Source organism: Streptococcus infantis (assembly GCF_047464215.1).
Taxonomy (GTDB): Bacteria; Bacillota; Bacilli; order Lactobacillales; family Streptococcaceae; genus Streptococcus; species Streptococcus infantis_P.
In genome coordinates this window covers 117,229-143,623 of the sequence record NZ_JASHCG010000003.1, presented here as the reverse complement: position 1 = coordinate 143,623, position 26,395 = coordinate 117,229, and the positions used below count along the sequence as shown (strand labels likewise).

General features: G+C 37.7%; 30 protein-coding genes. 21 read left to right on the top strand and 9 right to left on the bottom strand.

Annotation, left to right across the window (positions count from 1 at the left end; all coding sequences use genetic code 11):
* Positions 1-24 precede the first annotated feature (24 nt).
* The 16 genes from QM469_RS02995 (at position 25) to QM469_RS02920 (ending at position 10,779) form a co-directional block, all read left to right on the top strand.
* Positions 25-510 carry a hypothetical protein gene (locus QM469_RS02995; RefSeq protein ID WP_414276062.1) on the top strand — a complete coding sequence of 162 codons (486 nt, stop codon included), beginning with the start codon at positions 25-27 and terminating at the stop codon, positions 508-510.
* 57 nt (positions 511-567) lie between these two features.
* Complete coding sequence (locus tag QM469_RS02990; protein WP_142995355.1) at positions 568-639, top strand: GH-E family nuclease; 72 nt, start codon at positions 568-570, stop codon at positions 637-639.
* A 9-nt stretch (positions 640-648) separates the two neighbouring features.
* Positions 649-1,188, top strand: a complete 540-nt coding sequence (locus QM469_RS02985) for an ankyrin repeat domain-containing protein (RefSeq protein WP_414273428.1) — start codon at positions 649-651, stop codon at positions 1,186-1,188.
* Complete coding sequence (locus tag QM469_RS02980; protein ID WP_414273427.1) at positions 1,181-1,513, top strand: DUF2185 domain-containing protein; 333 nt, start codon at positions 1,181-1,183, stop codon at positions 1,511-1,513. Before QM469_RS02985 ends, QM469_RS02980 begins: the two co-directional genes overlap by 8 nt.
* A gap of 299 nt (positions 1,514-1,812) precedes the next feature.
* Positions 1,813-2,121 carry a hypothetical protein gene (locus QM469_RS02975; protein WP_414273426.1) on the top strand — a complete coding sequence of 103 codons (309 nt, stop codon included), beginning with the start codon at positions 1,813-1,815 and terminating at the stop codon, positions 2,119-2,121.
* 36 nt (positions 2,122-2,157) lie between these two features.
* Complete coding sequence (locus tag QM469_RS02970; protein ID WP_414273425.1) at positions 2,158-2,583, top strand: hypothetical protein; 426 nt, start codon at positions 2,158-2,160, stop codon at positions 2,581-2,583.
* A 69-nt stretch (positions 2,584-2,652) separates the two neighbouring features.
* The gene (locus QM469_RS02965; protein WP_414276061.1) at positions 2,653-3,036 is read left to right on the top strand and encodes a hypothetical protein; all 384 of its coding nucleotides are present in this window, start codon (positions 2,653-2,655) and stop codon (positions 3,034-3,036) included.
* 103 nt (positions 3,037-3,139) lie between these two features.
* On the top strand, positions 3,140-4,900 hold the full coding sequence (gene dnaG, locus QM469_RS02960; protein ID WP_414276060.1) for a DNA primase: 1,761 nt from the start codon (positions 3,140-3,142) through the stop codon (positions 4,898-4,900).
* Between the two features lie 2 nt (positions 4,901-4,902).
* Positions 4,903-6,012 carry an RNA polymerase sigma factor RpoD gene (gene rpoD / locus QM469_RS02955; protein ID WP_000201894.1) on the top strand — a complete coding sequence of 370 codons (1,110 nt, stop codon included), beginning with the start codon at positions 4,903-4,905 and terminating at the stop codon, positions 6,010-6,012.
* Positions 6,013-6,029: 17 nt separating this feature from the next.
* Entirely contained in the window at positions 6,030-6,359 is a 330-nt protein-coding gene (locus QM469_RS02950) for a metal-sulfur cluster assembly factor (RefSeq protein ID WP_000331926.1), read from the top strand.
* Between the two features lie 99 nt (positions 6,360-6,458).
* Positions 6,459-7,511, top strand: coding sequence for a glycosyltransferase family 4 protein (locus QM469_RS02945; RefSeq protein WP_414276059.1), 1,053 nt, complete (start codon positions 6,459-6,461; stop codon positions 7,509-7,511).
* An 8-nt stretch (positions 7,512-7,519) separates the two neighbouring features.
* A complete protein-coding gene (locus QM469_RS02940) occupies positions 7,520-8,836 on the top strand; it encodes a glycosyltransferase family 4 protein (protein WP_414276058.1) in 1,317 nt (438 codons plus the stop codon).
* Positions 8,837-8,862: 26 nt separating this feature from the next.
* Positions 8,863-9,054, top strand: a complete 192-nt coding sequence (locus QM469_RS02935) for a PspC domain-containing protein (RefSeq protein WP_075229473.1) — start codon at positions 8,863-8,865, stop codon at positions 9,052-9,054.
* Between the two features lie 30 nt (positions 9,055-9,084).
* Positions 9,085-9,219: a DUF4044 domain-containing protein gene (locus QM469_RS02930; RefSeq protein ID WP_049548929.1), complete on the top strand. Its 135-nt coding sequence runs from the start codon at positions 9,085-9,087 to the stop codon at positions 9,217-9,219.
* Positions 9,220-9,294: 75 nt separating this feature from the next.
* Positions 9,295-10,605 carry a GTPase ObgE gene (gene obgE, locus QM469_RS02925; protein ID WP_045763293.1) on the top strand — a complete coding sequence of 437 codons (1,311 nt, stop codon included), beginning with the start codon at positions 9,295-9,297 and terminating at the stop codon, positions 10,603-10,605.
* 9 nt (positions 10,606-10,614) lie between these two features.
* Positions 10,615-10,779 carry a hypothetical protein gene (locus QM469_RS02920; protein ID WP_371559167.1) on the top strand — a complete coding sequence of 55 codons (165 nt, stop codon included), beginning with the start codon at positions 10,615-10,617 and terminating at the stop codon, positions 10,777-10,779.
* Between the two features lie 35 nt (positions 10,780-10,814).
* On the opposite strand, the gene QM469_RS02915 is transcribed toward QM469_RS02920, so the two are convergent.
* The 6 genes from QM469_RS02915 to nrdH all read right to left on the bottom strand — a co-directional run bounded on the left by QM469_RS02915 (position 10,815) and on the right by nrdH (position 18,328).
* On the bottom strand, positions 10,815-11,285 hold the full coding sequence (locus tag QM469_RS02915) for an arginine repressor (protein WP_075231622.1): 471 nt from the start codon (positions 11,283-11,285) through the stop codon (positions 10,815-10,817).
* Complete coding sequence (locus QM469_RS02910; RefSeq protein WP_315639203.1) at positions 11,236-13,575, bottom strand: Xaa-Pro dipeptidyl-peptidase; 2,340 nt, start codon at positions 13,573-13,575, stop codon at positions 11,236-11,238. The genes QM469_RS02915 and QM469_RS02910 overlap by 50 nt, the downstream gene beginning before the upstream one ends.
* Positions 13,576-13,849: 274 nt before the next feature.
* Positions 13,850-14,617, bottom strand: a complete 768-nt coding sequence (locus QM469_RS02905) for a DeoR/GlpR family DNA-binding transcription regulator (RefSeq protein WP_311522327.1) — start codon at positions 14,615-14,617, stop codon at positions 13,850-13,852.
* A gap of 128 nt (positions 14,618-14,745) precedes the next feature.
* Positions 14,746-15,708, bottom strand: coding sequence for a class 1b ribonucleoside-diphosphate reductase subunit beta (gene nrdF, locus QM469_RS02900; protein ID WP_049526102.1), 963 nt, complete (start codon positions 15,706-15,708; stop codon positions 14,746-14,748).
* Between the two features lie 173 nt (positions 15,709-15,881).
* Positions 15,882-18,041, bottom strand: a complete 2,160-nt coding sequence (gene nrdE / locus QM469_RS02895) for a class 1b ribonucleoside-diphosphate reductase subunit alpha (protein WP_153225716.1) — start codon at positions 18,039-18,041, stop codon at positions 15,882-15,884.
* 68 nt (positions 18,042-18,109) lie between these two features.
* On the bottom strand, positions 18,110-18,328 hold the full coding sequence (nrdH, locus tag QM469_RS02890; protein ID WP_000259242.1) for a glutaredoxin-like protein NrdH: 219 nt from the start codon (positions 18,326-18,328) through the stop codon (positions 18,110-18,112).
* 363 nt (positions 18,329-18,691) lie between these two features.
* On the opposite strand from nrdH, the gene QM469_RS02885 reads away from it, so the two are divergent.
* The 3 genes from QM469_RS02885 (at position 18,692) to udk (ending at position 21,456) form a co-directional block, all read left to right on the top strand.
* Positions 18,692-18,955: a phosphocarrier protein HPr gene (locus QM469_RS02885; RefSeq protein WP_000146952.1), complete on the top strand. Its 264-nt coding sequence runs from the start codon at positions 18,692-18,694 to the stop codon at positions 18,953-18,955.
* Between the two features lie 4 nt (positions 18,956-18,959).
* Positions 18,960-20,693, top strand: coding sequence for a phosphoenolpyruvate--protein phosphotransferase (ptsP, locus tag QM469_RS02880; protein WP_153225717.1), 1,734 nt, complete (start codon positions 18,960-18,962; stop codon positions 20,691-20,693).
* Positions 20,694-20,817: 124 nt separating this feature from the next.
* Positions 20,818-21,456, top strand: a complete 639-nt coding sequence (gene udk, locus QM469_RS02875) for a uridine kinase (protein ID WP_007555045.1) — start codon at positions 20,818-20,820, stop codon at positions 21,454-21,456.
* A 193-nt stretch (positions 21,457-21,649) separates the two neighbouring features.
* Here the strand turns inward: udk and QM469_RS02870 are convergent, their stop codons facing one another.
* Genes QM469_RS02870 through QM469_RS02860 form a run of 3 tightly spaced genes read right to left on the bottom strand, consistent with a single transcriptional unit; the run spans position 21,650 to position 23,449 of the window.
* Positions 21,650-22,213, bottom strand: coding sequence for an ECF transporter S component (locus QM469_RS02870; RefSeq protein ID WP_001042711.1), 564 nt, complete (start codon positions 22,211-22,213; stop codon positions 21,650-21,652).
* Entirely contained in the window at positions 22,197-22,748 is a 552-nt protein-coding gene (gene coaC / locus QM469_RS02865; protein ID WP_371607708.1) for a phosphopantothenoylcysteine decarboxylase, read from the bottom strand. The genes QM469_RS02870 and coaC overlap by 17 nt, the downstream gene beginning before the upstream one ends.
* 11 nt (positions 22,749-22,759) lie before the next feature.
* Positions 22,760-23,449, bottom strand: coding sequence for a phosphopantothenate--cysteine ligase (locus QM469_RS02860; RefSeq protein WP_371607709.1), 690 nt, complete (start codon positions 23,447-23,449; stop codon positions 22,760-22,762).
* Between the two features lie 141 nt (positions 23,450-23,590).
* Between QM469_RS02860 and QM469_RS02855 the strand changes: the two genes are divergently transcribed.
* Both QM469_RS02855 and QM469_RS02850 read left to right on the top strand, forming a co-directional pair.
* Positions 23,591-24,790, top strand: coding sequence for a hypothetical protein (locus QM469_RS02855; protein WP_414276057.1), 1,200 nt, complete (start codon positions 23,591-23,593; stop codon positions 24,788-24,790).
* Positions 24,771-26,246 carry a hypothetical protein gene (locus QM469_RS02850; protein ID WP_414276056.1) on the top strand — a complete coding sequence of 492 codons (1,476 nt, stop codon included), beginning with the start codon at positions 24,771-24,773 and terminating at the stop codon, positions 26,244-26,246. Before QM469_RS02855 ends, QM469_RS02850 begins: the two co-directional genes overlap by 20 nt.
* Positions 26,247-26,395 lie beyond the last annotated feature (149 nt).

The following is a 26,395-nucleotide window of genomic DNA, read 5'->3' as shown; positions in this document are numbered from 1 at the left end:
TGAAAAATTTAAATGAGGAATAAATTGAAAAAATCAGATTTCGTTATTTTAACCATCTTACTGTTTACTGTATCCATCCTAACTCTTGTGATTTGTAATATAAAATGGGAAATCATCACTTTAGGTGCAAATGAAGAGACAAAGGTGCATGTAAACGGACACTCTGAGAGTTTGGACTCCATAATCCATGTAGAGGTCATTCCAGTTACTACATATGGAAAGATAAAGCTTTCTCGAGACGATGATTGGTTTGATCCTGAAAAAGGAATTGGATATAATATTAAGGATTCTAGGATTGAAACCTATCATTATAATGAAAAAACACAAAGCTGGGATGTAACGATGTTAGAGAATCCTCATAATGGCATTGGTGTCGATCGCGAAGGTATTATCATGGATCCACCTCAAAAGACACTTTTTTCATTTGCTTCAAAAAAAGGATTTGAAATCAAAATAAAGAATTTATCTAACCAAACTGTTAAGGTTAAAGTAAAAGTGACATATGATTAAGGTTTGGTAATTTGATAGTTTAGCAAGCAATAGATTCAAATACTAGATTGATTAAAAATAAACCAGTCAAATCCTGCTAATTTTCAAATTGAAGTACCAAAATCAAATAGAAGTCATAAATATGAATAGGAGAAAGAAATGATATTACGAGATATATTTGATGCAGCTCAAGAAGGAACGTTTGAAGAGTTTCATTCGCTCTACAAGGGCGATGTGAATCAAATTACACATGAGAAGTTGAATTTGTTAAACATGGTTTTAACTAGCAATACTTTGCTAGATGAAAAACTAAAGATTATTCAGTTTCTTATTGATGAAAAAATTGATGTTAATTGTTTAGACTCGTATAATAGAAATGCCTTACATAATTTGTTTCAATTTAAAGCGAATTGGAGAGTAGATGTTGAGTATGCAACTAAGGTCATGTCAATGTTGTTGAAAGCAGGGATAAATGTTAACCAAGTTGATAAATATGGGGCAATTCCATTGATTACTGCGATTACAGTCTTGAAATTAACAACCAAGGAAGCCTTGCCTTTATATGAGATGTTGATTGCTAGTGGTTCTGATATTCACCATAAAGATTTTCAAGGGAAGTCAGCTATAGATTATGCGAGAGAATTCAGTTGGAGACAAGATTTATTATCTGAAAATGGAGGGTTACTTGCTGATGAATAATAGTGATTTTGGTGGATTTATGGTTTCAAATAATGTATTGAATGGCTATCCGATTCAGTACACTTATAGAGAGAAATCTTCAATTTCTCAGTTAAATGGCTGGACAATATTATCTTCTATTGATGATGAAGAATATATTTCTGATCCTGATAATTTTACAATTCTAGGTGCGACAAGTATACTGCAAATTGCTCCGGTTCTACTAGAAATTTTTCCTGCAAAATATGGAACAGATTTGTTTTGGCTATACAAGGACAATGTACATATAGGATTTTATGATTTAAAGTCAGAAAGAGAAGTTACTATTACAGAGATTTTGCAATAATCTTTTCTGAATGACTATGGTATATTTTAAAAAAACAAATGAATGGTTAAGCCAAGTAGCTAAAAGTATAAAAGATAAATGAAGATAAAGCACTGTTTTTCCGAAAATACAAATAGTAGGAGATAAAAACATGGCATACACACAAGAAGATTTTCAAGAATGGATTTTTTAAATTGGATTTAAGATGGACTATTTTACAAGGGAGTTTGCTGGGGAATAAGGCCTTCATTTAGACTATAGCATGCAGTCTTTGGATGATTTGGAGGCTTAGATATTGGCGCACAAGGGAGTAGATTAAAGTGACGATAGAAACAGAGTTGAAAAAAATTAGTAAAAGTTTATCTTTAATAAATAATAGTCAAACCTCTAACAAGATATCTTCTACTAATTTAGAAAATATAGATGATATTTTAAATGATTATTTACCCCTTCATTTAAAATGGATTGAGAAGGGAAATTCTTGGATTGTTAAGTCATTAAGTGAGAATCGCCAATTAGATAGACAAGCCTTTTCTCAGTTACTTGTAGGAGTTAGAAATCTGTATCTTGATTTAGAGGAACTTCAAGATTTACTGATTGAAGTATCAAATGAAATATATGAAAATTAGAGGTTTAAAACGTAAAATGGAATAATGGAGGTATTTATGACATCAGAGCTAGAAACTAAAAATGAAGAATGGGTAGAAGTCTTTAAAGGTTTGATTCCTGTAGATAAGTATAAGTTAAAAGTCTTGTTGACAAACTTGTCAGATGGTCAAGAAATTCGGTTGATTGGAGAAAAGAATCGTTTTAAATTATCATGTTTTTGTTATGATGAAGCACGATTTTTTAGCAGGGAATTGTATTTATCTGCAGTTCTGGATAAAGAGATGTTTAAAAAATTTGAAAAAAATAATTTCCAAAATGTCATTTACGAAGTCAAGAATAGTCAATTAGTGAAGAAACTGGAATACACATCATATTATGACCCAGGAACGTTGCATTCACGGCATTATATCATCATAACTCAAGATAGTGTACTAGATATTCTTGTTTCTGCAAATTTGAAATTAAATATCAGTCAATACTAAAAAATTTGCTAAATAAATATGTACACCGCTGTAGTACAATTATCAGAAAATAGAACTTGGAGAAATGATATGGAAAAATGGACGGAAATTAAACCGGGATTCATCCCTTTTGGTGACTATGGCATCGAGATAAATATAGATGGGGATACTCTAATTGCCTACTTGGAAGATTCAGAAAAATTTAAATTTACATTTACAAAAATTTGGGCTTTCCGAACAGTTCAGGAAAGTTTAGAATTAAGAGATAAATATTGGGAGCAAGGATTAGCAGAGAACAGACCACTTTATCTGACCAACTATATCTATGAGGTCGAAAATACAGATTTTGGGGACTTGGTCGCTTCTGCAAATGTATTGAATAAAAAGCTTTATCACTATTTCATAATGTCGACAGAATATTTAGTGGCTATTGTATCTGAAAACGATGTAAAAGTGGAGAAAGTGACTAGCTAGTTTTATGAAATAGTCTCATGTAAAGTGTATGAAATGGTTTACTTTTTTTCAGAAATAAGCTATACTAGTTAGAGTAAACTGTGATAAAATGGAGGTATTGTCTATGGTTGACAAGAGACTCATCGAAGAGATCAAAAACAATACCAATATTGTCGAAATCATAGGAGAAGTGATTTCTTTACAAAAATCTGGACGGAACTTTTTAGGGCTCTGTCCTTTTCATGGTGAAAAGACCCCTTCCTTTAACGTGGTAGAAGATAAGCAATTTTACCACTGCTTTGGATGTGGTCGTTCTGGAGATGTTTTTAAGTTTATCGAGGAGTATCAGCAGGTAACCTTTGCGGATGCAGTGAGGATATTAGCTGAGAGACTTGGGATTCAGATGGCAGCGCCTGTTCATAGTTCTGTACAGCCTAGGTCGCCCCATCAAAATCTCTACGATATGCATGAGAAAGCCGCTCGTTTTTATCATGCCATCCTCATGACGACGAAGATGGGTGAGGAGGCGAGAAACTATCTTTATAAACGTGGCTTAACAGATGATGTTCTCAAGCATTTTATGATTGGTTTAGCTCCAGCAGAACGCTCTTATCTATATCAGCGTTTAGCAGATGATTATAGTGAGAAGGACTTGCTGGATTCGGGTTTGTTTTATCTATCTGAGAGTAACCAATTCTTTGATACCTTTCATAATCGCATTATGTTCCCGCTCTCAAATGATCAAGGAAAGGTGATTGCCTTTTCTGGTCGTGTATGGCAAGAGACTGATTCTCAAACTGGAAAGTATAAAAATAGTCGAGCGACGGCAATTTTTAATAAAAGTTACGAATTATATCATTTGGAGAGGGTAAAAAAAGGATCGGGTAAGGCTCCTGAAATCTACCTGATGGAAGGATTTATGGATGTCATTGCGGCTTATCGAGCTGGTATTGAAAATGCAGTTGCTTCTATGGGGACCGCACTGACGGGTGAACATGTGGAGCATCTGAAACGCTTTACTAAAAAGGTTATCGTCACTTATGACGGAGATAAGGCTGGGCAAGCTGCCACAGCGAAAGCCTTGGATGAGCTTAAAGATATACCTGTCCAAGTCGTCCAGATTCCTGACGGAATGGATCCGGATGAATATCTGCAGAAAAATTCTCCTCAAGACTTGGCTTATCTCTTAACCAATACACGCATTAGTCCTGTTGAGTTTTACATTCATCATTTCAGACCTGAAAATAGTGAAAATCTACAAGCACAGATTGAATTTATAGAGAAAATTGCCCCCTTAATTGCCAAGGAACCCTCTATCACAGCTCAGAATTCCTACATTCACATTTTGACGGATCACTTGCCATCTTTTGACTATCAGCAAGTCGAACATATTGTCAATGAAAGTCGTGTCAGACAGAGAAAGGAGAAGGTCAAGGAGACCTATAGTCCGAGTCCTGTCACTATGTCTGTTACCAAGCAGCTGACAGCAGTGATGAGAGCGGAAGCCCATATCCTCTACCGAATGATGGAACATCCCTTGGTGCTTAATGACTATCGCTTAAGAGAGGATTTTATCTTTGAAACTCCAGAGTTTCAGACCTTGTATGGACTCTTGATTGATAATGGAAGTATCTCATCTGAGGATTTGGCTCATCAGACCAGAGAAGTGGAGAGTGCTTGGTATCAAGTCCTAGCCTTAGATTTGCCACCTGAGATGTCCCCTCACGAGTTAGCCGAAGTGGAAGAGTCTAGAAAAAGAGCTCTTTTGAATCAGGAAAATCTGCAAATTAAAAAGAAAGTTCAGGAAGCTAGCCATGTCGGTGATACAGACACCGCATTAGAAGAGCTAGAACGCTTAATTGCCCAAAAAAGAAGAATGGAGTAAGAATGGCAACAAAACAAAAAGAAGTAACAACCTTTGACGTCCAAGTAGCGGAATTTATTCGCAATCATAAAAAAACTGGTACAGCAACTGATGATGAAATCAATAACGCCCTCGTAATTCCCTTCACTTTAGATGTGGAAGGTATTGAGAATCTTTTGCAACGCATTCAAGATGCTGGTATCTCAATTACGGACAACGAAGGAAATCCAAGTGCGCGTGTTTTAAGCACTGAGGAAGAACCAGAGTTGACGGATGAAGATTTGATCGGTTCAACCTCTGCTAAGGTCAATGACCCTGTCCGTATGTACTTGAAGGAAATCGGGGTTGTTCCTCTGCTTACAAATGAAGAGGAAAAAGAGTTGGCCCTTGCTGTTGAAGCGGGTGATATCGAAGCTAAACAACGCCTTGCAGAAGCGAACCTTCGTTTGGTAGTATCTATCGCTAAACGTTATGTTGGACGTGGAATGCAGTTCCTTGACTTGATCCAAGAAGGAAACATGGGCTTGATGAAGGCCGTTGATAAATTTGACTACTCTAAAGGGTTCAAATTCTCAACTTATGCGACTTGGTGGATTCGTCAGGCCATTACTCGTGCCATTGCTGACCAAGCTCGTACCATCCGTATCCCAGTTCACATGGTGGAAACCATTAACAAACTTGTTCGTGAACAACGTAATCTTCTTCAAGAGTTGGGACAAGATCCAACTCCTGAACAAATCGCTGAACGCATGGATATGACACCTGACAAGGTTCGTGAAATCCTCAAGATTGCCCAAGAGCCGGTTTCTCTTGAAACACCAATCGGTGAAGAGGACGATAGCCATCTTGGTGACTTTATCGAAGATGAAGTGATTGAAAATCCAGTTGACTACACAACTCGTATCGTTTTGCGTGAGCAGTTGGATGAAGTCTTGGATACTCTTACAGATCGTGAAGAAAATGTCTTGCGTCTCCGTTTTGGTCTTGATGATGGGAAAATGCGTACCTTGGAAGATGTTGGTAAAGTCTTCAACGTGACTCGTGAGCGTATCCGTCAGATTGAGGCGAAAGCTTTGAGAAAACTTCGCCAGCCAAGTCGAAGCAAACCACTTCGTGATTTCATTGAAGATTAAGTTGAGGGAGAGTGAAGATGGCTTATACAGAAGAGCAAATTGAAAATATCAAAACACGTATTTTGACAGCCCTAGAAGAAGTGATTGACCCTGAATTGGGGATTGATATTGTCAATCTAGGCTTGATCTACGAGATTCGTTTTGATGGCGATACAGGTGAGACTGAAATTGATATGACCTTGACAACCATGGGTTGTCCCTTGGCAGATCTTTTAACTGACCAAATCTATGATGCTATGACAGATGTTCCAGAAGTTACTAACGTTGAAGTCAAATTAGTTTGGTATCCAGCTTGGACAGTTGAAAAAATGAGTCGTTACGCTCGTATCGCTTTAGGTATCAAGTAAGTATATTATGAAAAGAGAAATAGTGTAGACGCCAGGAATTCCCAGCTTTTATGCTATCTCTCTTTTTATTTGCTGATTTTATTTGAAGAAAATGGTATAATGGTTACTATGGAAAAAGAGAAATTACGCATCAATATGCTAAGTTCAAGTGAAAAGGTAGCTGGTCAAGGTGTGTCTGGGGCTTACCGTGAACTGGTACAGCTTTTAAAACGAGATGCGAAAGACCAACTGATCGTAACAGAAAATCTTCCAATCGAAGCGGATGTTACTCATTTTCATACGATTGATTTTCCTTATTATCTCTCGACCTTTCAGAAAAAACGTTCTGGACGTAAGATTGGCTATGTTCACTTCTTACCAGACACCTTGGAAGGTAGTTTGAAGATTCCATTCTTCTTAAAGGGGATTGTCAAACGCTATGTATTTTCTTTTTATGACCGTATGGAGCATCTGGTTGTTGTCAATCCTAGCTTCATTGAGGATTTGGTTGCTGCTGGAATTCCACGTGAAAAAGTGACCTATATTCCTAACTTTGTCAACAAAGAAAAATGGCATCCACTTCCTATAGAGCAAGTCGAACAACTTCGTAAAGATATGGGAATTGATGAGAATCAGTTTGTAGTCGTTGGTGCAGGTCAGGTTCAGAAGCGTAAAGGAATAGATGACTTTATCACTCTAGCTGAGGAATTACCTGATATCACTTTTATTTGGGCTGGTGGCTTCTCTTTTGGGGGAATAACCGATGGTTATGAACGCTATAAAAAGATTATGGATAACCCTCCTGAAAATCTAATTTTCCCAGGGATTGTTGATCCAGAAAGGATGAGAGAATTCTATGCCTTGGCTGATCTTTTCTTGCTTCCAAGTTATAACGAGCTCTTTCCAATGACTATTTTAGAGGCTGCGAGTTGTGAAGCACCCGTTATGCTTCGTGATCTAGATCTTTACAAGGTCATTCTTGAAGGAAATTACAGACCAACAAGTGATGTAGAAGAGATGAAAGCGGCTATTTTGGAATATCGAGAGCATCCAGAAGCACTAAAAGAGTTGAAAGAAAAGGCTAAGGCCATTTCAAGAGAATATTCAGAAGAGCATCTTCTTGAAATCTGGCTAAAATTCTATCGGGAGCAAGCAGCTTTAGGAAAAAAATGAGGTAGTATATGCGAATTGGATTATTTACAGATACTTATTTCCCGCAGGTCTCGGGTGTTGCGACCAGTATTCGAACCTTAAAAACAGAACTTGAAAAGCAAGGACATGCCGTCTTTATCTTTACAACAACAGACAAGGATGTTAATCGTTATGAAGACTGGCAGATTATCCGTATCCCTAGTGTTCCTTTCTTTGCCTTTAAGGATCGTCGTTTCGCCTATCGTGGATTTACGAAAGCTCTTGAGATAGCAAAGCAATACAAGCTGGATATTATTCATACGCAGACCGAATTTTCTCTTGGTTTATTAGGGATTTGGATAGCGCGTGAGTTGAAAATCCCTGTTATTCATACCTATCATACCCAGTACGAAGATTATGTTCACTATATCGCTAAAGGGATGTTGATTCGTCCAGGTATGGTCAGGTATCTTGTAAGAGGCTTCCTTCATGATGTTGATGGTGTGATTTGTCCAAGTGAGATTGTGCGAGACCTTCTATCAGATTATAAGGTAAAAGTTGAAAAACGAGTTATTCCTACAGGGATTGAGCTAGCCAAGTTTGAACGACCTGAGATTGGACCAGAACATATCGCAGACTTACGGGTTAAACTAGGTATTAAGGAAGATGAAAAGATGCTTCTTAGCCTTTCGCGTGTTTCTTACGAGAAGAACATTCAAGCCGTTCTGGCAGCATTTCCAGATGTTCTAAAAGAAGAGCAAAATGTTAAATTAGTCGTAGCTGGAGATGGTCCTTATCTGGAAAATCTCAAGGAGCAAGCAGCAGATTTACAGATTCAAGATTCTGTTATTTTTACAGGGATGATTGCCCCAAGTGAGACCGCACTTTACTATAAGGCTGCTGACTTCTTCATTTCAGCTTCAACTAGTGAGACGCAAGGCTTGACCTATCTTGAAAGTCTTGCAAGTAAGACTCCGGTAATAGCTCATGGAAATCCTTATCTAGATAATTTGATTAGCGATAAGATGTTTGGAACTCTTTATTATGAAGAGCGTGATCTATCAGGTGCTATTTTAGAGGCTCTTATTGCTACGCCTGACATGGATGAAAACCTTTTGGCTGATAAATTGTATGAAATTTCAGCTGAGAATTTTGCTAAGAGAGTCCATGAGTTTTATTTGGATGCTATCATCTCAAACAATTTTGAAAAAGAATTGACTGCAGATGAACCTGTTACGAAACGTATTTTAAAGACAGTATTTTATATACCACAACAGGCAGTTTCAGTTCCAGTCAAAAGTTCTAAACGAATGTTAAAGGCATCTAAGAAACAGTTGAATGATTTGAGAGATTATTGGAATGACTAAGATCATCGAAGAAAGGAAATGAAGAAATGAAAAAGAAATTTATGAGAAGTAGTCGAGATCAAAAAATCGGTGGAGTATGCGCTGGTCTAGCTAATTATTTTGATATTGATCCTACGATTGTACGTGTAATCTGGGGAGTTCTAGCTTTTTGTTATGGTAGTGGACTGATTGCTTACTTAATTTTATGGGCAATTGCTCCAGTTTCGGAAGAATATTAAAAATAGGGAATTATAGAAAAGGAGAAAATAATGGCATTTGGTGATAATGGAAAACGTAAAAAAACATTTTTTGAGAAATTGACACTATTCGTCGTTTTGATTATGTTGTTTGTAACCCTAGCAGGTATCTTTGCTACAGCCATCGGTGTATTTAGCAGATTTTAAAATGCTAGATTTTCTAGCAAGTAGTAATAGTTGGTGACTGGGATTTCCCAGCCCTTTTTAGAGTGAGAAAAGAATATGAGTATGTTTTTAGATACAGCCAAGATCAAGGTCAAGGCTGGAAATGGTGGCGATGGGATGGTTGCCTTTCGCCGTGAAAAATACGTCCCTAATGGTGGTCCATGGGGAGGTGATGGAGGCCGTGGTGGTAACGTTGTCTTTGTTGTAGATGAAGGTTTACGTACCCTGATGGACTTCCGTTACAATCGTCATTTCAAAGCCCAATCGGGTGAAAAAGGGATGACCAAAGGAATGCATGGTAGAGGAGCAGAGGACTTGATTGTTCGAGTGCCTCAAGGTACAACTGTACGTGATGCAGAAACTGGAAAAGTTATCACTGACTTGATTGAGCACGGCCAAGAGTTTATCGTTGCTCACGGTGGTCGAGGTGGCCGTGGAAATATCCGTTTTGCGACACCCAAAAATCCTGCGCCAGAGATCTCTGAGAATGGAGAACCTGGTCAGGAGCGCGAATTACAGTTAGAACTTAAAATTCTTGCTGATGTTGGTTTGGTTGGATTCCCTTCAGTTGGAAAATCAACTTTGCTCAGCGTAATTACCTCTGCAAAACCTAAAATTGGTGCCTATCACTTTACAACAATCGTTCCAAATCTTGGTATGGTCCGTACCCAATCAGGTGAGTCCTTTGCAGTGGCAGACCTTCCTGGTTTGATTGAAGGAGCAAGTCAAGGTGTGGGCTTGGGAACTCAATTCCTTCGCCATATTGAGCGTACTCGCGTTATCCTTCACATCATCGATATGTCAGCCAGTGAAGGTCGCGATCCTTACGAAGATTATCTAGCTATTAACAAAGAGTTGGAATCTTACAACCTTCGTCTAATGGAGCGTCCCCAAATCATTGTTGCTAATAAGATGGATATGCCAGAAAGTCAGGAAAACCTTGAAGAATTCAAGAAAAAATTGGCAACTAACTTTGATGAGTTCGAGGAATTACCAGCAATCTTCCCAATATCAGGTTTGACTAAACAAGGTTTAGCACCTTTACTAGATGCAACAGCAGAGCTCCTTGATAAGACTCCAGAATTCCTTCTTTATGATGAGTCAGAAATGGAAGAAGAAGTTTATTATGGCTTTGACGAAGAAGAAAAACCATTTGAAATTAGTCGTGATGACGATGCAACTTGGGTACTTTCAGGTGAAAAACTCATCAAACTCTTTAACATGACTAACTTTGATCGTGATGAGTCTGTCATGAAGTTTGCTCGTCAGTTGCGTGGTATGGGAGTTGATGAAGCTCTCCGTGCTCGTGGCGCCAAGGATGGAGATTTGGTTCGTATCGGTAAGTTTGAGTTTGAGTTTGTAGACTAGGAGATAGCTATGGGAGATAAACCGATATCTTTCCGAGATGCTGATGGAAATTTTGTTTCTGCAGCAGACGTCTGGAATGAGAAAAAGTTAGAAGAACTCTTTAATCGCCTCAATCCAAATCGTGCTTTGAGACTAGCAAGAACTAAAAAGCAAGCAGACAGTAGCAAATCATAAAATTAACCCGTGATGATAGCCATCACGGGTTTTTGTTACCGATCAAAAAATAGAGGTGGTGCAAATTGTTTGAGGCGTTCAAAGCAAGATTGAGCTTGTTCCTTATCCTCGCAGATAACCAAACAGACATCATTTCCACAGATAGTAGCCACTATTTCAGGGAAGTTTAGGGCGTCCAAGATAGATCCGAAGGATTGTGCCAAACCTGGATAGGTTTTGATAACAACCTGGTGTTGGACGGGTTGCATCATGTAGAGTGCTTCCTCCATATAGACTTCTAGCCGTTTTTCCCACTTGGATGTAGAGTCAGTGTTGATTGAATAATAGGAGTGTTCACCTTCACGAATCTTAGAAAGATTCATCAGGTTAATGTCTCTTGAAAGTGTTGCTTGTGTGACCTGTACTCCGTTTTCAATCAGTAGTTCTTGTAATTCAGTTTGGGTATGAATTTTTTGTTTAGTGATTAAGGCTCGGATGAGCTGGTGTCTTTGCTCGGCTTTGTTCATCTACAGTTACCTCCCTTTGAAAAGGTATCTCAAGATTGGACTGTTCAAGGTCGACAGTCAAGTGATAGTCTGTATTGTCACGTACAGTAATCTCAAAGTCTGTTGTGTAAAGAACGAGACGTACTGTATCGCCTTCTTTTAGTTTGTAAATAGTTGGTTGGAGTTCAAATTGAAATTCCATCCATTCATCAGGCTTAACTTCCTCAATTTTCAGTAAATCATGACGATTTTGAAGATTGAGATAGCCTTTGGTGATAACGCGCTGTGCATTTGGGCTAAACGGTAGCTCGCAAAGATTTTCCAGCATGTGGTAACGACCATTATCAATCGTACGAGCAGACAAGACTCCTGGATACGGTTGTAGGTATTTCTTTTGACCAAGTTCGAGAAGTTGGGCAGATAGTAAGCCTTTGTTTGTACTTGATTTGAGACGGAGGTTTAGTTTAACACGCCCATTGAGATGAAGTTCTTCTGTCACTGGCAGGTCAATCGTAACTTGATTGACTTTCCCTTGATAGAGTTCATTATTAAAGGTTTGGTAAGTTTTTCCAAATCGTTCAAAATCAGAGTCTTCATAGTGGTTTTGAATGACAGCTTCTTCAGTACCTAATGTGAAAGTTTTGTGGTCAGTTTGATTTCCAAAATCTTCAAGAGTCATCCATGTTTGAGGAGCTGTATTGTCTTGCCAAACGATTCTTGGAAGTCGGTAATCAGTTTCATGCCCCAATAATTTCTGTGTCAAAAGAGCATTCATGGATTCACGGAAATCAATAGACTGCCAGTTGTTCATATAAACATGGGCCCCGTTATGATAAAAGAGGTGTTTATTAATATGACTTGGAAGAGCATTAAACATTTGATAGACGTGAAGTGGTTTGACATTCCAGTCTTGCGAACCGTGGGTAAAGACAACTTCAGCCTTAACTTTTTCAGCATTAAGTAGGTAGTTTCTGTCATGCCAGAATTGGTTATAATCTCCAGTTTTACGGTCTAGATTTTTCTTGAGTTCTTCTATAGACTCTTTATGAGCTTCGTTTCCACGAATATAGTCACCAGCTAAGAGATTACGAGAATAAGTTAATTCATCTAATGAATCGAAGTCCTCCCCTGGATAGCCACCAGGGCTTGTTACCAGACCATTTTCTCGATAATAGTTGTACCAAGAAGAAATACCGGCTTCAGCAATAATGACTTCTAAACCATCAACTCCTGTAGTTGCAAGACCATTAGACATTGTTCCTAGATAAGAAAGACCAGTAGTGGCAACTTTTCCATTTGACCAGTCAGCCTTGACCTGACGTTTACGACTGTGGTCTGTGAAGGCACGACAACGACCATTGAGCCAATCAATAACATTTTTATAGGCTTCAACTTGGCGGTAATCTCCGTTGGTCATTTGACCTTGAGAATCCTTGGTTCCAAGACCAGATACGTAGATATTTGCAAATCCTCTTGGAAGGAAGTAGTCGTTAAGTGTGTAGCTGCTATTGATATGAGTCAGTTTTTCTTCAGCTTCTGGAACGAGTTCTGCTTGGCCAACTGGTTCAACCAAGTCTAATGTTGGTTTTTCTAGAGAAATTTCATGCGGTTCCTTGACTTCTAGCTCAACTTCCATTTTGTAAAGAGCTTTATCGCTTGCTTTATCATTGGTTCCTTGATGGTAAGGACTTGCCGTCATAACAGCTGGAATTTTGCCGTGGTAAGATGGACGAATAATGTTTACCTTGATAAGATCTGGCAGTCCATCATTATCAGAATCAACTCGACTTTCCACATAAACAACTTCCCGAATAGCATTGTTTGCAGAGAAGGTTGCCAAGCTCTTACCATTGAAGTAGTGGTAATCATTGTTCTCAGGGATAAGACCATCGCTAACCAATTGATCGATCAAGGTATTTCCCTTTTTAGTGCGCGTGTTAAGGAGTTGATAGAGATTGTCAATCAAATCTCCGTATACAATTGGGAATGCCGTTTCTTTGTGAAAAACAAGACCATCTTCAAAGTCCGTTAAGTAGCTGAAACCAAGCAACTGAAAGGCAACAGTATAGAAAATTTCTGCAGTTAATTCACGATCAGAGTTGAAGAAAGTGAGCAGATCAGTTTCTTTATCAACCGCTAAAGTTGAGAGGGGATAATCCGTATTTTTGTAATTGAAAAAGCAAGTTCTAACAAAAGCTTCAAACAGTTCTTTATCAGAATTTGATTGGTCAAGCTTGAATCCAAGGCTGGATAATTCCCGTAAAGCTTGTTGCTGGCTTACAGGATAGTAACTGAATTGATTAAAACGCATAGATGCCTCCTTTGAAGAATCATTCTAAATTTATTATATCAAAAAAGTAGGGGAAATGATAGAAAATACAAGTAACTGTTATAATAAACTAAAAAGGATGACTTCGTGAAATGGAATATAAAAAGACAGATTCGAGGAATCTATTAAATTAAAAATACAGAAATCATAGATTTGAAAAATAATTGAAATATTTTAGATTGCACGCTTAATATAAAATAAAAAACTAGCCATGGAATTAGTAGTAGCTACTAAATTCTATGACTAGTTGTAGAGTTTAAGGTTTTGACTTGATAATTTTAGTTTGTTTAGACAGTGATTGGAGTGTTTGGTCACTTAATTTTGAATCCGTTATAATGGTGTCGATATCTGAGATATTGTAAAATGTGAAGAAATCAAATTTATCAAATTTGCTATGGTCAGCTAGGAGATATTTTTTGTTGGCGTTTTCAAGTGCTAATTTCTGCGCTTCACCTTCGTCTTCACTAAAAGTAGCGATAGCTTGATCCTTGATACCATTACAACTAACGAAGGCTTTTGAAAATTGCAAACTAGCGATATCTTGAAGAGTGAGAGTACCGACAAAAGCTCCTGTAATTGAACGATAATTACCACCGATTAGAATGAGATCAGTTAGCTTACGCTCGTTTAGAATAAGAAATACAGGCAAACTATTGGTAACAACACGAATGTTATCGATAGGAAGCTCACGCGCAAAGAATTCTAATGTGGTACCTGGACCAATGAAAATAGTTTCTCTTTCTTCAACTAAGTGACCTGCAAAGCGAGCAATTTCTTGTTTTTCTGCTGTTTGTAGCCCTTGTTTTTCAACGTTAGAACGCTCATTATTTAATAAGGAACCTGTTCGAAGTTTTTCAGCTCCTCCATGAACTCGAACCAGTAAATCCTTATCCGCTAACTCTTGTAAATATCGTCTAGCTGTCATATCGGAAATATCAAGGCGATTCATAATCTCTTTAACAGTGATAGTTCCTTTTGTATTAACAATTTCTAAAATAGTATCTAATTTTTCTTGCTTCAGCATTGAACCACCCCCAAATCTAATATTATTTTATCATATTTTAAACAGCTAAGCAACTTAAAGAAAACAAAAATAAACAAAAAAAAACATCTGGTTTGTAATTAAACTTAGATGTTTTTTTAGGTTAGGTATTAATTTAGTCCATAGTTATAGTCATCATCCTGCATAGCTTCAACTTCACCAAGTAGATAGCCATTACCAACTTGAGAGAAGAAGTCGTGGTTTGATGTACCAGTTGAAATCCCGTTCATAACGATTGGGTTGACATCGTCCGCTGAGTCAGGGAAGAGAGGATCTTGCCCCAAATTCATAAGAGCCTTATTTGCATTGTAGCGAAGGAAGGTTTTAACCTCTTCGGTCCATCCGACTTCGTCATAGAGGCTCTCTGTGTAGCCTTCTTCATTCTCATAAAGAGTATAGAGAAGGTCGTACATCCATTCTTTGAGTTTTTCTTGTTCATCTTCTGGCAATTCATTGAAACCAAGTTGGAATTTGTAGCCGATGTAGGTTCCGTGTACAGACTCGTCACGAATAATCAACTTGATGATCTCAGCTACGTTGGCCAACTTGTTGTTTCCAAGATAGTAGAGAGGAGTGAAGAAACCAGAGTAGAAGAGGAAGGTTTCAAGAAAAACACTAGCTACTTTCTTTTCAAGTGGCGTTCCGTTTAGGTAGATTTCATTAATAATTTCAGCTTTTTTCTGAAGATATGGATTGGTATTAGTCCATTCAAAAATTTCTTCAATTTCAGACTTGGTATTTAAGGTTGAGAAGATAGAAGAGTAAGACTTAGCATGAACAGATTCCATAAATTGGATATTGTTAAAAACAGCTTCCTCGTGAGGCGTACGAATATCAGCACGAAGGGCTTGAACACCAGTTTCTGATTGCATGGTATCCAAAAGGGTCAAACCTCCAAAAACTTTACCAACAAGGTCTTTTTCCTTGTTAGAAAGCTTTCTCCAGTCATCTAGGTCATTTGACAAGGGAATACGCGTATCGAGCCAGAATTGCTCAGTCAGCTTTTCCCAGGTTGATTTGTCGATGACATCTTCGATGGCATTCCAGTTAATAGCTTTGTAGTAAGTTTTCATTTGAAATCTCTTTCTGTGTGTAGTAATACGATAACATAATCATTCTTATTTTATCATAATTCTATTCTATAATCGAACAAAAAGTCGGAGGCCCGACTTTTATGTTCTTACATGATTTTATCAGCAAAATACGTTAAATGGATTAAGTAAATGTAATTTTTTTGAGAGTTGAATTAAATCACACAGCTCTCACATTGGTTAGCACCGACTTCTCCACCATCATCTGTAAAGGTACGGACGTAGTAGATAGACTTGATACCTTTGTTGAAGGCATAGTTACGAAGGATAGACAAGTCACGTGTTGTTTGTTTATTTTCTGATTTCCATTCGTAAAGACCTGTTGGGATATCACTGCGCATGAAGAGTGTGAGTGAAAGTCCTTGGTCCACGTGCTCAGTCGCAGCAGCATAAACATCAATTACCTTACGCATATCCATGTCATAAGCAGAAGTGTAGTAAGGAATTGTTTCTGTTGACAAACCAGCAGCAGGATAGTAGATCTTACCAATTTTCTTCTCTTGGCGTTCTTCGATACGTTGCGTAATTGGGTGAATAGAGGCAGAAACATCGTTGATGTAGCTGATAGAACCATTTGGCGCTACAGCAAGGCGGTTTTGGTGGTAAAGTCCATCTGCTTTAACTTTATCACGAAGTTCAGCCCAGTCAGCAGCAGTAGGAATAAAGATATCTTTGAAGAGCTCTTTAACACGGTCTGATTTCGGAAGGAATTCGCCAGTTAAATACTTATCAAAGTAGCTTCCGTTAGCATAGTCTGATTTTTCAAAGTTGTGGAAGGTTACACCACGTTCACGTGCGATATTGTTTGACTCAACCAAGGTCCAGTAGTTCATAAGCATAAAGTAGATGCTTGTAAATTCAACAGACTCAGGTGATCCGTATTCGATCAATTGTTGAGCAAGATAGCTGTGAAGTCCCATAGCTCCAAGTCCAAATGTATGAGCTTGGCTGTTTCCGTGGTCGATAGTAGGAACAGCGACGATGTGTGAACTATCTGTAACAAAAGTAAGGGCACGAACCATAGCACGGATGGAGCGACCAAAGTCAGGTGAAGTCATCATGTTGACCACGTTTGTTGAACCAAGGTTACATGAGACATCAGTACCCATTTTTAGGAACTCCTGAGCATCATTGATAAGACTTGGTTCTTGGACTTGAAGAATCTCTGAACACAAGTTACTCATGATAATCTTACCATCGACAGGATTTGCACGGTTAGCAGTATCGATGTTTACTACATAAGGATAGCCAGATTCTTGTTGCAATTTAGAAATTTCAGTTTCCAAATCACGCGCTTTGATTTTTGTCTTACGGATGTTTGGATTTGCAACTAGCTCATCGTATTTTTCTGTGATATCGATGTAGTTAAATGGCACGCCGTATTCAAGCTCTACAGAGTAAGGACTGAAGAGGTACATTTCTTCATTTTTACGAGCCAATTCGTAGAATTTATCTGGAACCACAACACCAAGTGAAAGAGTCTTGACACGCACTTTTTCATCGGCGTTTTCCTTCTTAGTTGAAAGGAAGGCGATGATATCTGGGTGAAAGACATTGAGGTAAACAACCCCAGCACCTTGACGTTGACCGAGTTGGTTAGAGTAAGAGAAGCTGTCTTCGAAAAGCTTCATAACTGGTACGACACCAGAAGCAGCACCCTCATAGCCTTTAATAGGAGCTCCAGCTTCACGAAGGTTGCTGAGGGAAATTCCCACACCACCACCAATACGTGAAAGTTGAAGAGCAGAGTTGATAGAACGTCCGATAGAGTTCATATCATCTGTTACCTGAATCAAGAAGCAAGATACCAATTCACCACGACGTGCACGACCTGCATTCAAGAAAGAAGGAGTAGCAGGTTGATAACGTTGGTGGATGATTTCATTAGCGATATCAATAGCAATCGCTTCATCACCATCCGCGAAGTAAAGGGCATTAAAGAAGACACGGTCTTCCATGCTTTCAAGATAGTACTCTCCGTCATTAGTTTTCAGAGCATACTGATTATAGAATTTATAGGCAGCCATGAAAGACTTAAATTGGAAGTTCTGATCCTTGATAAATTGATGCAGTTCTTCCAAAAATTCTGGACGGTATTTCTTGATAAATGCTGTCTCAATGTAGTTATGCTCAATGAGGAAGTTGATTTTATCCGTTATTGAGTCAAAAACCATTGTGTTAGGTACAACATTTTCTTTAAAGAAGGCTTCTAAAGCTTCCTTGTCTTTGTGAAGCATAATTTGTCCATTAACAGGACGGTTAATTTCATTATTAAGACGGAAGTAAGTCACATCTTCAAGTTGTTTTAATCCCATAAAAAATCCTTTATCTAATTACAAAAGAAAGGCTTCTAAGGTAGACATAGAAGCTTTTGTCCTGGTTCTTAAGCAAGTTGTTTGAGTTTACCTGGTTGGAAACCAGAGAAAACTTCTGTTGGTGTCTGAATAATAGGAGCAGCACTAAAGCCGAGCTCTTTTACTTGATCAATGTATTCAGGTTGTTCATCAAGATTGATTTCTTTATATTCAACATTATTACTGTCTAAAAAACGTTTCGTCATTTTACATTGGACACAGTTGTTTTTAGAATATACGGTTACCATTTCTGTAACTCCTCTTTAAAAAATTATTACTTTCTTAGTATATCAGAAAAAAAAACTTTGTCAACTTTCTAAAACTAAATCTTGTGTACTTATTTTACTGATTTTACTAACAAACACAATATATAGTGTAGCATTAAAAAATAATTACAGAAAAAGCAATGATTTCATTATAGGTGTCTCGACAAAAACTACATACTGTGTTTTGCTAAATTTAATAGAAGATTTTCAGCAAGTTATCTGAAAGGAAATTGAAGAAAGTCCATAAAATACTTGAAAAATATCAATGAAGGTGATATAATACTAAATTGTAAGGGTTATCAGATATGTAACTCAACAAGAAAACTATTAAAGGAGAGTCAAACTATGGCTTCTAAAGATTTCCACGTAGTGGCAGAAACAGGTATTCACGCACGTCCAGCAACATTGTTGGTACAAACAGCTAGCAAATTTGCTTCAGATATCACTCTTGAGTACAAAGGTAAATCAGTTAACCTTAAATCTATCATGGGTGTAATGAGCCTTGGTGTTGGTCAAGGTGCTGACGTTACAATCACTGCTGAAGGTGCAGACGCTGATGACGCTATCGCTGCAATCTCAGAAACAATGGAAAAAGAAGGATTGGCATAAGGAAATGACAGAAATGCTTAAAGGAATCGCAGCATCTGACGGTGTTGCAGTTGCAAAAGCATATCTACTCGTTCAACCGGATTTATCATTCGAGACTGTTACAGTCGAAGATACAAATGCAGAAGAGGCTCGTTTGGATGTTGCTCTTGAAGCTTCTCAAAACGAGCTTTCTCTTATCCGCGAGAAGGCTGTAGGTACGCTTGGTGAAGAAGCGGCACAAGTATTTGACGCTCACTTGATGGTTCTTGCTGACCCTGAATTGATCGGTCAAATCAAAGAAACTATCCGTGCTAAGAAAGTGAATGCAGAAGCAGGTCTGAAAGAAGTTACAGACATGTTTATCACAATCTTTGAAGGCATGGAAGACAACCCATACATGCAAGAACGTGCAGCGGATATCCGCGACGTAACAAAACGTGTATTGGCTAACCTCCTTGGTAAAAAATTGCCAAACCCAGCTTCTATCAATGAAGAAGTAATCGTGATTGCTCACGACTTGACTCCATCTGATACAGCTCAATTGGACAAAAACTTTGTTAAAGCTTTTGTAACAAACATTGGTGGTCGTACAAGTCACTCAGCTATCATGGCTCGTACACTTGAAATCGCTGCAGTTTTGGGTACAAACAATATCACTGAAATCGTTAAAGATGGTGACCTACTTGCTGTTAATGGTATTACAGGTGAAGTGATTATCAACCCTACTGAAGAACAAGCAGCTGAATTTAAAGCAGCTGGTGAAGCTTACGCTCAACAAAAAGCTGAGTGGGCACTCTTGAAGGATGCTCAAACAGTTACTGCTGACGGTAAACACTTCGAATTGGCTGCAAACATTGGTACTCCAAAAGACGTTGAAGGTGTTAACGAAAACGGTGCAGAAGCTGTAGGTCTTTACCGTACAGAGTTCTTGTACATGGATTCTCAAGACTTCCCAACTGAAGACGAACAGTACGAAGCGTACAAGGCTGTTCTTGAAGGAATGAACGGTAAACCAGTTGTTGTCCGTACAATGGATATCGGTGGTGACAAGGAACTTCCTTACTTCGATATGCCACATGAAATGAACCCATTCCTTGGATTCCGTGCTCTTCGTATCTCTATCTCTGAAACAGGAGATGCAATGTTCCGCACTCAAATCCGTGCTCTTCTTCGTGCTTCTGTACACGGTCAATTGCGTATCATGTTCCCGATGGTTGCGCTTTTGAAAGAATTCCGTGCAGCTAAAGCAGTCTTCGATGAAGAAAAAGCTAACCTTCTTGCTGAAGGTGTTGCAGTTGCGGATGACATCCAAGTTGGTATCATGATCGAAATTCCTGCAGCAGCTATGCTTGCAGACCAATTTGCAAAAGAAGTTGATTTCTTCTCAATTGGTACAAACGACTTGATCCAATACACAATGGCGGCAGACCGTATGAACGAACAAGTTTCATACCTTTACCAACCATACAACCCATCAATCCTTCGTTTGATCAATAACGTTATCAAAGCAGCTCACGCTGAAGGTAAATGGGCTGGTATGTGTGGTGAAATGGCTGGTGACCAAACAGCTGTTCCACTTCTTGTCGGAATGGGCTTGGATGAGTTCTCTATGTCAGCAACATCTGTACTTCGTACACGTAGCTTGATGAAGAAACTCGACACTGCTAAAATGCAAGAATACGCTAACCGTGCTCTTACTGAATGTTCAACAATGGAAGAAGTTCTTGAACTTTCTAAAGAATACGTTAACTTCGATTAATCAATTACAAATCCTTGTAGCTTATAGCTATGAGGATTTTTTCTTCTATTTTGTAGAAAACTCCATCTGTAAAATTTATCAAAAATATGGTAAAATAGACAGGGGAAAAAACAAGGAGGCTACAATGCAAAATAGACCAATCATTATCGGAGTAACAGGTGGATCTGGAGGAGGAAAGACAAGCGTATCTAAAGCAATCTTGTCGCATTTTCCAAATGAAAAAATCTCTATGATTGAGCATGATTCCTACTATAAAGATCAATCTCATCTAACCTTTGAAGAGCGTATTAAGACCAACTATGACCATCCTTTTGCTTTTGATACTGATTTGATGATTGAGCAAATCAAAGAGTTGTTGGCAGGTCGTCCAGTTGATATTCCTACCTATGATTATGCTGCCCATACCAGAAGTTCTAAAACTTATCGTCAAGAACCTCAGGATGTCTTTATCGTAGAAGGAATCTTGGTTTTGGAGGACAAACGACTTCGTGATTTGATGGATATCAAGATTTTCGTAGATACAGATGATGATGTTCGTATCATTCGCCGTATTAAACGTGATATGGAAGAACGTGGTCGTAGCCTGGATAGCGTTATTGACCAGTATCTTGGTGTGGTAAAACCCATGTATCATCAATTTATTGAGCCAACAAAGCGTTATGCAGATATCGTTATTCCAGAAGGAGTAACCAATACAGTAGCTATTGATTTGCTGACAACAAAGATTGAAAAGATTTTAGAAGAAGCACGTCTTGCTCAATAATAAGCAGATAAAAAGGCTGTGGGAAAGTAAATATTTTTCTAAGATTGAAGCCTTTTCCAATATCAGTGAGTCTTTACAATCATGCTTTTAGATAGTCTCGTCAAAGGGACTTTTAGAAGTCTGTAATCTTAATTAAATACAGAGTCAGTTACTTAGGTCAAATAAAAATCGAGGCCGGGATTTTCCCGACCTCTTATTTTTTGATTTTTTCAAGTCTCGGAACAATAACTAGGGTCAGTATTGCTGAGATTATGAGTTCTGCAATAGAATTTGTTGAGATAACAGTAGCTAATAGTTTTTGGATATTTCCGTCAAAAACATTTCCAAAGAGGAAGAAGATTCCGCCTAGTACAAATACAGTATTTGTGAGGGAACCGAGTGCTCCCGCGAAGATAAGCCCTGCCTTGTTTTTGAGGAGTTTGTAGACAAAGTATGGAGTTAAACCAATAAGGATGCGTGGTACAATCGCAATAACTAGGGAGTAGATGTTACCATTTGGCACAAATGGAGAGAAGAGGTAGCTGGTTGGGAGAATCGTGATCGTATTGACTGTCAAGCTAATCATTCCCATCAAGAAACCTAAGATTGCACCAATCCGTGGTCCGTAGATGATACTAGCAATGATGACTGGGATATGGACTATGGTCGGTTTAATTGGAAAGGGCAAGACATTAAAGACAATAGAGCTCAGCAGATGAATGACGATCATGCTGGCAAAAAAGATAGCAATTGGAGCAATATTAGAGCGTTTGTTCATGAAGTTTTTCCTTTATCTGTTGTAAAATAGTATCAAGATCAGCAAGAGCACCACGTCCTACATCGCCACAGGCCAGTAGGGACTCTTTTGGAGCAATAATTGTATAACCATAAGTTTCTAAAGTTTTTAGGTTTGTTTGAGTTGCTGGATGGTCATACATTTTGGTATTCATAGCAGGTGCTACTAGTTTTGGAATATAGTGTGGCAAGGCAAGAGCAGTAGCAGTAACCATATTGTCGGCAAAACCGTGCGCGACTTTCGCAATCGTATTAGCGGTCGCAGGGGCAAGGATAAACAAGTCTGTTTCTTTTCCTAGCTCGATATGATTGACTTTGTCAGGATATGGTTCCTGCATAAGATCGAGATGAACTGTATTTTGAGATAAGACTTGAAGGGTTAAAGGTTGAATAAAGGCAGTCGCAGCCTGAGTCATGAGTACAGTAACAGAATGCCCTTGTTTCTTCAAGCCACTTACCAAATCAGCAGCCTTGTAAGAGGCGATAGAGCCTGTCACAGCGAGTGTAATACGAGCCATAATTTTCCTTTCTAACGATCAAATCCTTGAATTTTTCTGACTAACAAGTCAGCAATTTCTTGTTTGCTAGCAGCAATCTGATAATCTTTTTCCTCTACTAGATAAGCCAGGTGTTGATCAACATTAATCTGAGTGAGGTCATTAGCGACAATCAAGTCTGCTTGATTCTTTACAAGACTTTCTCTAGCGATTTGAATCAGATGCTCCTTAGTAACATCGACAAGCAGTTTAAAGCCAATGAGATGGATACTTGGATTCCATTCTTTAACAAGAGAGATAATCTTTGGATTTTTCTTGAGAAATAGGACTTGCACCTCATCCTTAGAGGAGATCTTTGTTTCCATATTTTTCTTATGTAAAAATTCACTTAAATCTTGGCTCGCTTGAACTTGGTCAAGACCTGTCATGTAAACTGGGCTGTAGTCAGAAACAGCCATTGAATGGATCAAGACTTGATAATCAGGGACAATCCGTTTCATCTCTTGGAGTAAATCGGAAGTGTTTTTGATTTCAATCATAGTCAAATTCGGGTGTAGTTCTGGTTTTAGTGCTTGTTGCGTAGTAATCAGACAAACTTGGTGACCAGCTTTTAGTAAAGTCTCAGTTATAACTTTACCAAGTCTACCAGTAGAGTGGTTGGTAATGGAGCGAACTCGGTCAATTGCTTCGCTTGTACCACCAGATGTAACTAAAATTTTCATAGAACTATTGTACAAAAAAATGAACAGTAAGTAAAATGAAAGCGATAAAATATAACTAAACTTTATAACTATATTATTATTGACAATTAATTTAAGATATAAGATAATTATTTTAGTTATATATGAAAAGGGGAAGCCGTTATGGACTTTTTTAAGTTTGCAGATAATATGGTTAAAGAAGCTAGTAAAGTAATTGATGATGCTAGTAAGACAACCAGTAGTGTACTTAATGAAGCTGGAAAAGCTTTAGATAGCGCTGGGAAAGTTACAGGAGATTTATTATCAGATTCTGTAAAAGTAATAGGAGATGTATCAAATAAGATAGGAAATGTTGTTTCAGACGTTTCAGGTCAAGCTGCTACAGTAGCGAATGATACTGTTCAACAAGTAACAGAGGTGACAACTAGCACAATCAATCAAGCTGGAAAAGTTGCAACTGAAGCAAAATCTCAAATTGATTCAATAGATCTTTTTAATGGTAAACTAAGGTCCGAAGCTGTTGAGAACTATCATGAATCTATTCAAACATATAATGAAAAAGCCACAGATCTAACGAATAAATCGACTGAGCTTTATAAAAGTAGAGACAAGGCGATCAAAGTTGTCAAAATCATTGAAGAAAGAATTAGTAAATTAGCAAATAAACCGAAAGAATTTGAAACAAAATTAGACGAAATAATTGTTGAAATACAGAATTTCGAAGATAAGCAGTTAGCTATTACTCAGGCAATCAAAGAAGCAGAATTAGCCAGCGGTAGTACGGCAGCTACAGCTTCTTTAAGTGCTTTAGGTGTGACAGTCGCAACTTTAGGTCCTACTGCAGCTATGGGAGTTGCAACTACTTTTGGTGTCGCATCAACAGGAACAGCAATTTCTAGCTTGACAGGTGCAGCAGCAAATAGTGCGGCATTAGCTTGGTTAGGTGGAGGAAGTCTAGCAGCAGGAGGAGGAGGTATGGCTGCTGGCAATGCCTTTTTAGCCATGGCGGGCCCTGTTGGTTGGGGGATTGCTGGCTTAATGTTAACAGCGTCTGTCGGAGCAGGTGTTTTTGCTAATAAAAAAAATGAAGAAGTAGCTAAAGAAGCGCTTGATGAACAAAAGAAAATTGAGTTATTAATTAGACAAACTGATAAATCAATAATAGAAATTAGTGAATTAATTAATTTAATTGAAAAGCAAACTGAGGGGATTTATTTAGCCAACTTATCTTTAACTGGGCTGGACTATAGCTTATTTTCTGAAGAAGAAAAATATCAAGCAGGTGCTTTAGTAAATTCAACCCTCTCACTTACTTCGATGATTAATAAGGAAATTAAAATAAATGATGAATCAGGCTGTTAATAGAGCATTTTATCAAGGGATAGGTGCATATGTCAATTGTTTAAACAACTTGAGAATTCAAGACTTACAAATTGCCATGAAAATGATTGAGGATGAATCTCGACATGTCATTTTAAACAAGGACAATGCCTCTAAAATCTTAAACTATGCTAGAGATAACATTGAAGACGTTATTCTAAAGAATCGTGGAGGTGAATACGGCGGTCACGGTTTTATTGCTGAATTTGCAGAAGCAGGAATTGTGAATGCGAGAAGAGCTTTTGAAGGGTTAAATCCTATTGTAAAAGTATTGAATGATAATGGACCAGCTGATTTGTTAATTGGTAGAAATACTATTCAAATGAAGTTTTATAATAATTTACGTGATGAACTAGCTCAATCATTTCATTACAGTAAAAAAATGAAAATGATGTTTCCAAAAGATCACGTGTTAGTATACGAAAAAATTATGGCTGGCGCCAAAGAAGTTGAATTTAATGGTAAAAGATTATCTATTAAACAAATTACTGATATACGACAAATGATTAATGATATTACCGAAAGCAAGGGACTTACTTCATATAAATCTTGGATGAAATCATCTGTTCTAAATTATGATGATGCTAAAAGAAATTCAATTAATAAAGTATTAGACTTAGAGAAAATAAAAATTGATAAAAAGGTCAAAGTAAAGCGGAGAGAATTAGCTAAGAAGAAAATTCTTGCCAAAAAAAATTCTTTACCAAATTTAAGAGAAGCTAACAAGATTGCAAAAAATACTTTTCTTTTACAAGGTGGTTTAGCATTAATGTCAGCTGTGTATGGGAAATACAAAGAAGGAAAAACAATTTTTGAATTTGAACAATCAGATTGGTTAGACTGTGGATTAGAAACAGTGGAAGGTGCGGTAAAAGGTTGTATATCAGGTTACGTGATTTATGGTCTCACTAATGTTTTTAAAATGAGTGCTCCTAATGCAAGTGCGTTTGTAACAGCAAGTTACGGTATGGTAGATATTATTACTAAACTTAGAACAAATGAGATTACTGAGGATGAATTTATAAATTTTATAACTATCAATACATTGGATACAACATTAGCGACAATTGGTTCATGTGTTGGGCAAACACTTATTCCTGTCCCTGTCTTAGGAGCAGTAGTAGGTTCAATTGCTACTTCAATAATTTGGGAAATAGGCAAAGGGATTTTAAGTGATAGGGAACAGGAATTAATTCAAAATTACAGGGAAAACTTAGATAACCATATCAAAAACTTAGATGATAAATACAAGATTATTTTTAATGATATTATGGATAAATATCATAAACTAGGACGATTACAGGATTACTCTTTTGATCTATCTATCAATACACGTCTTCGTTTTGAGTATTCAATTGAATTAGCTGAGTATATAGGAGTTTCTGATGACGAAATTCTACATGATTTATCCGAAATTGATAGTTACTTTCTGAGTTAGTAGAAAGCTTTCAAATATAGTTAAAACCTATAAAGGCATATAAAAATTTAAATAGTAGCCGATAAATCCTTTAAGAGCGGTATATTTACGAACGTTATCAAGCTTTATGTCTGTTAAAAATCTTGTTTTGTGTTATAATGAATTAACAC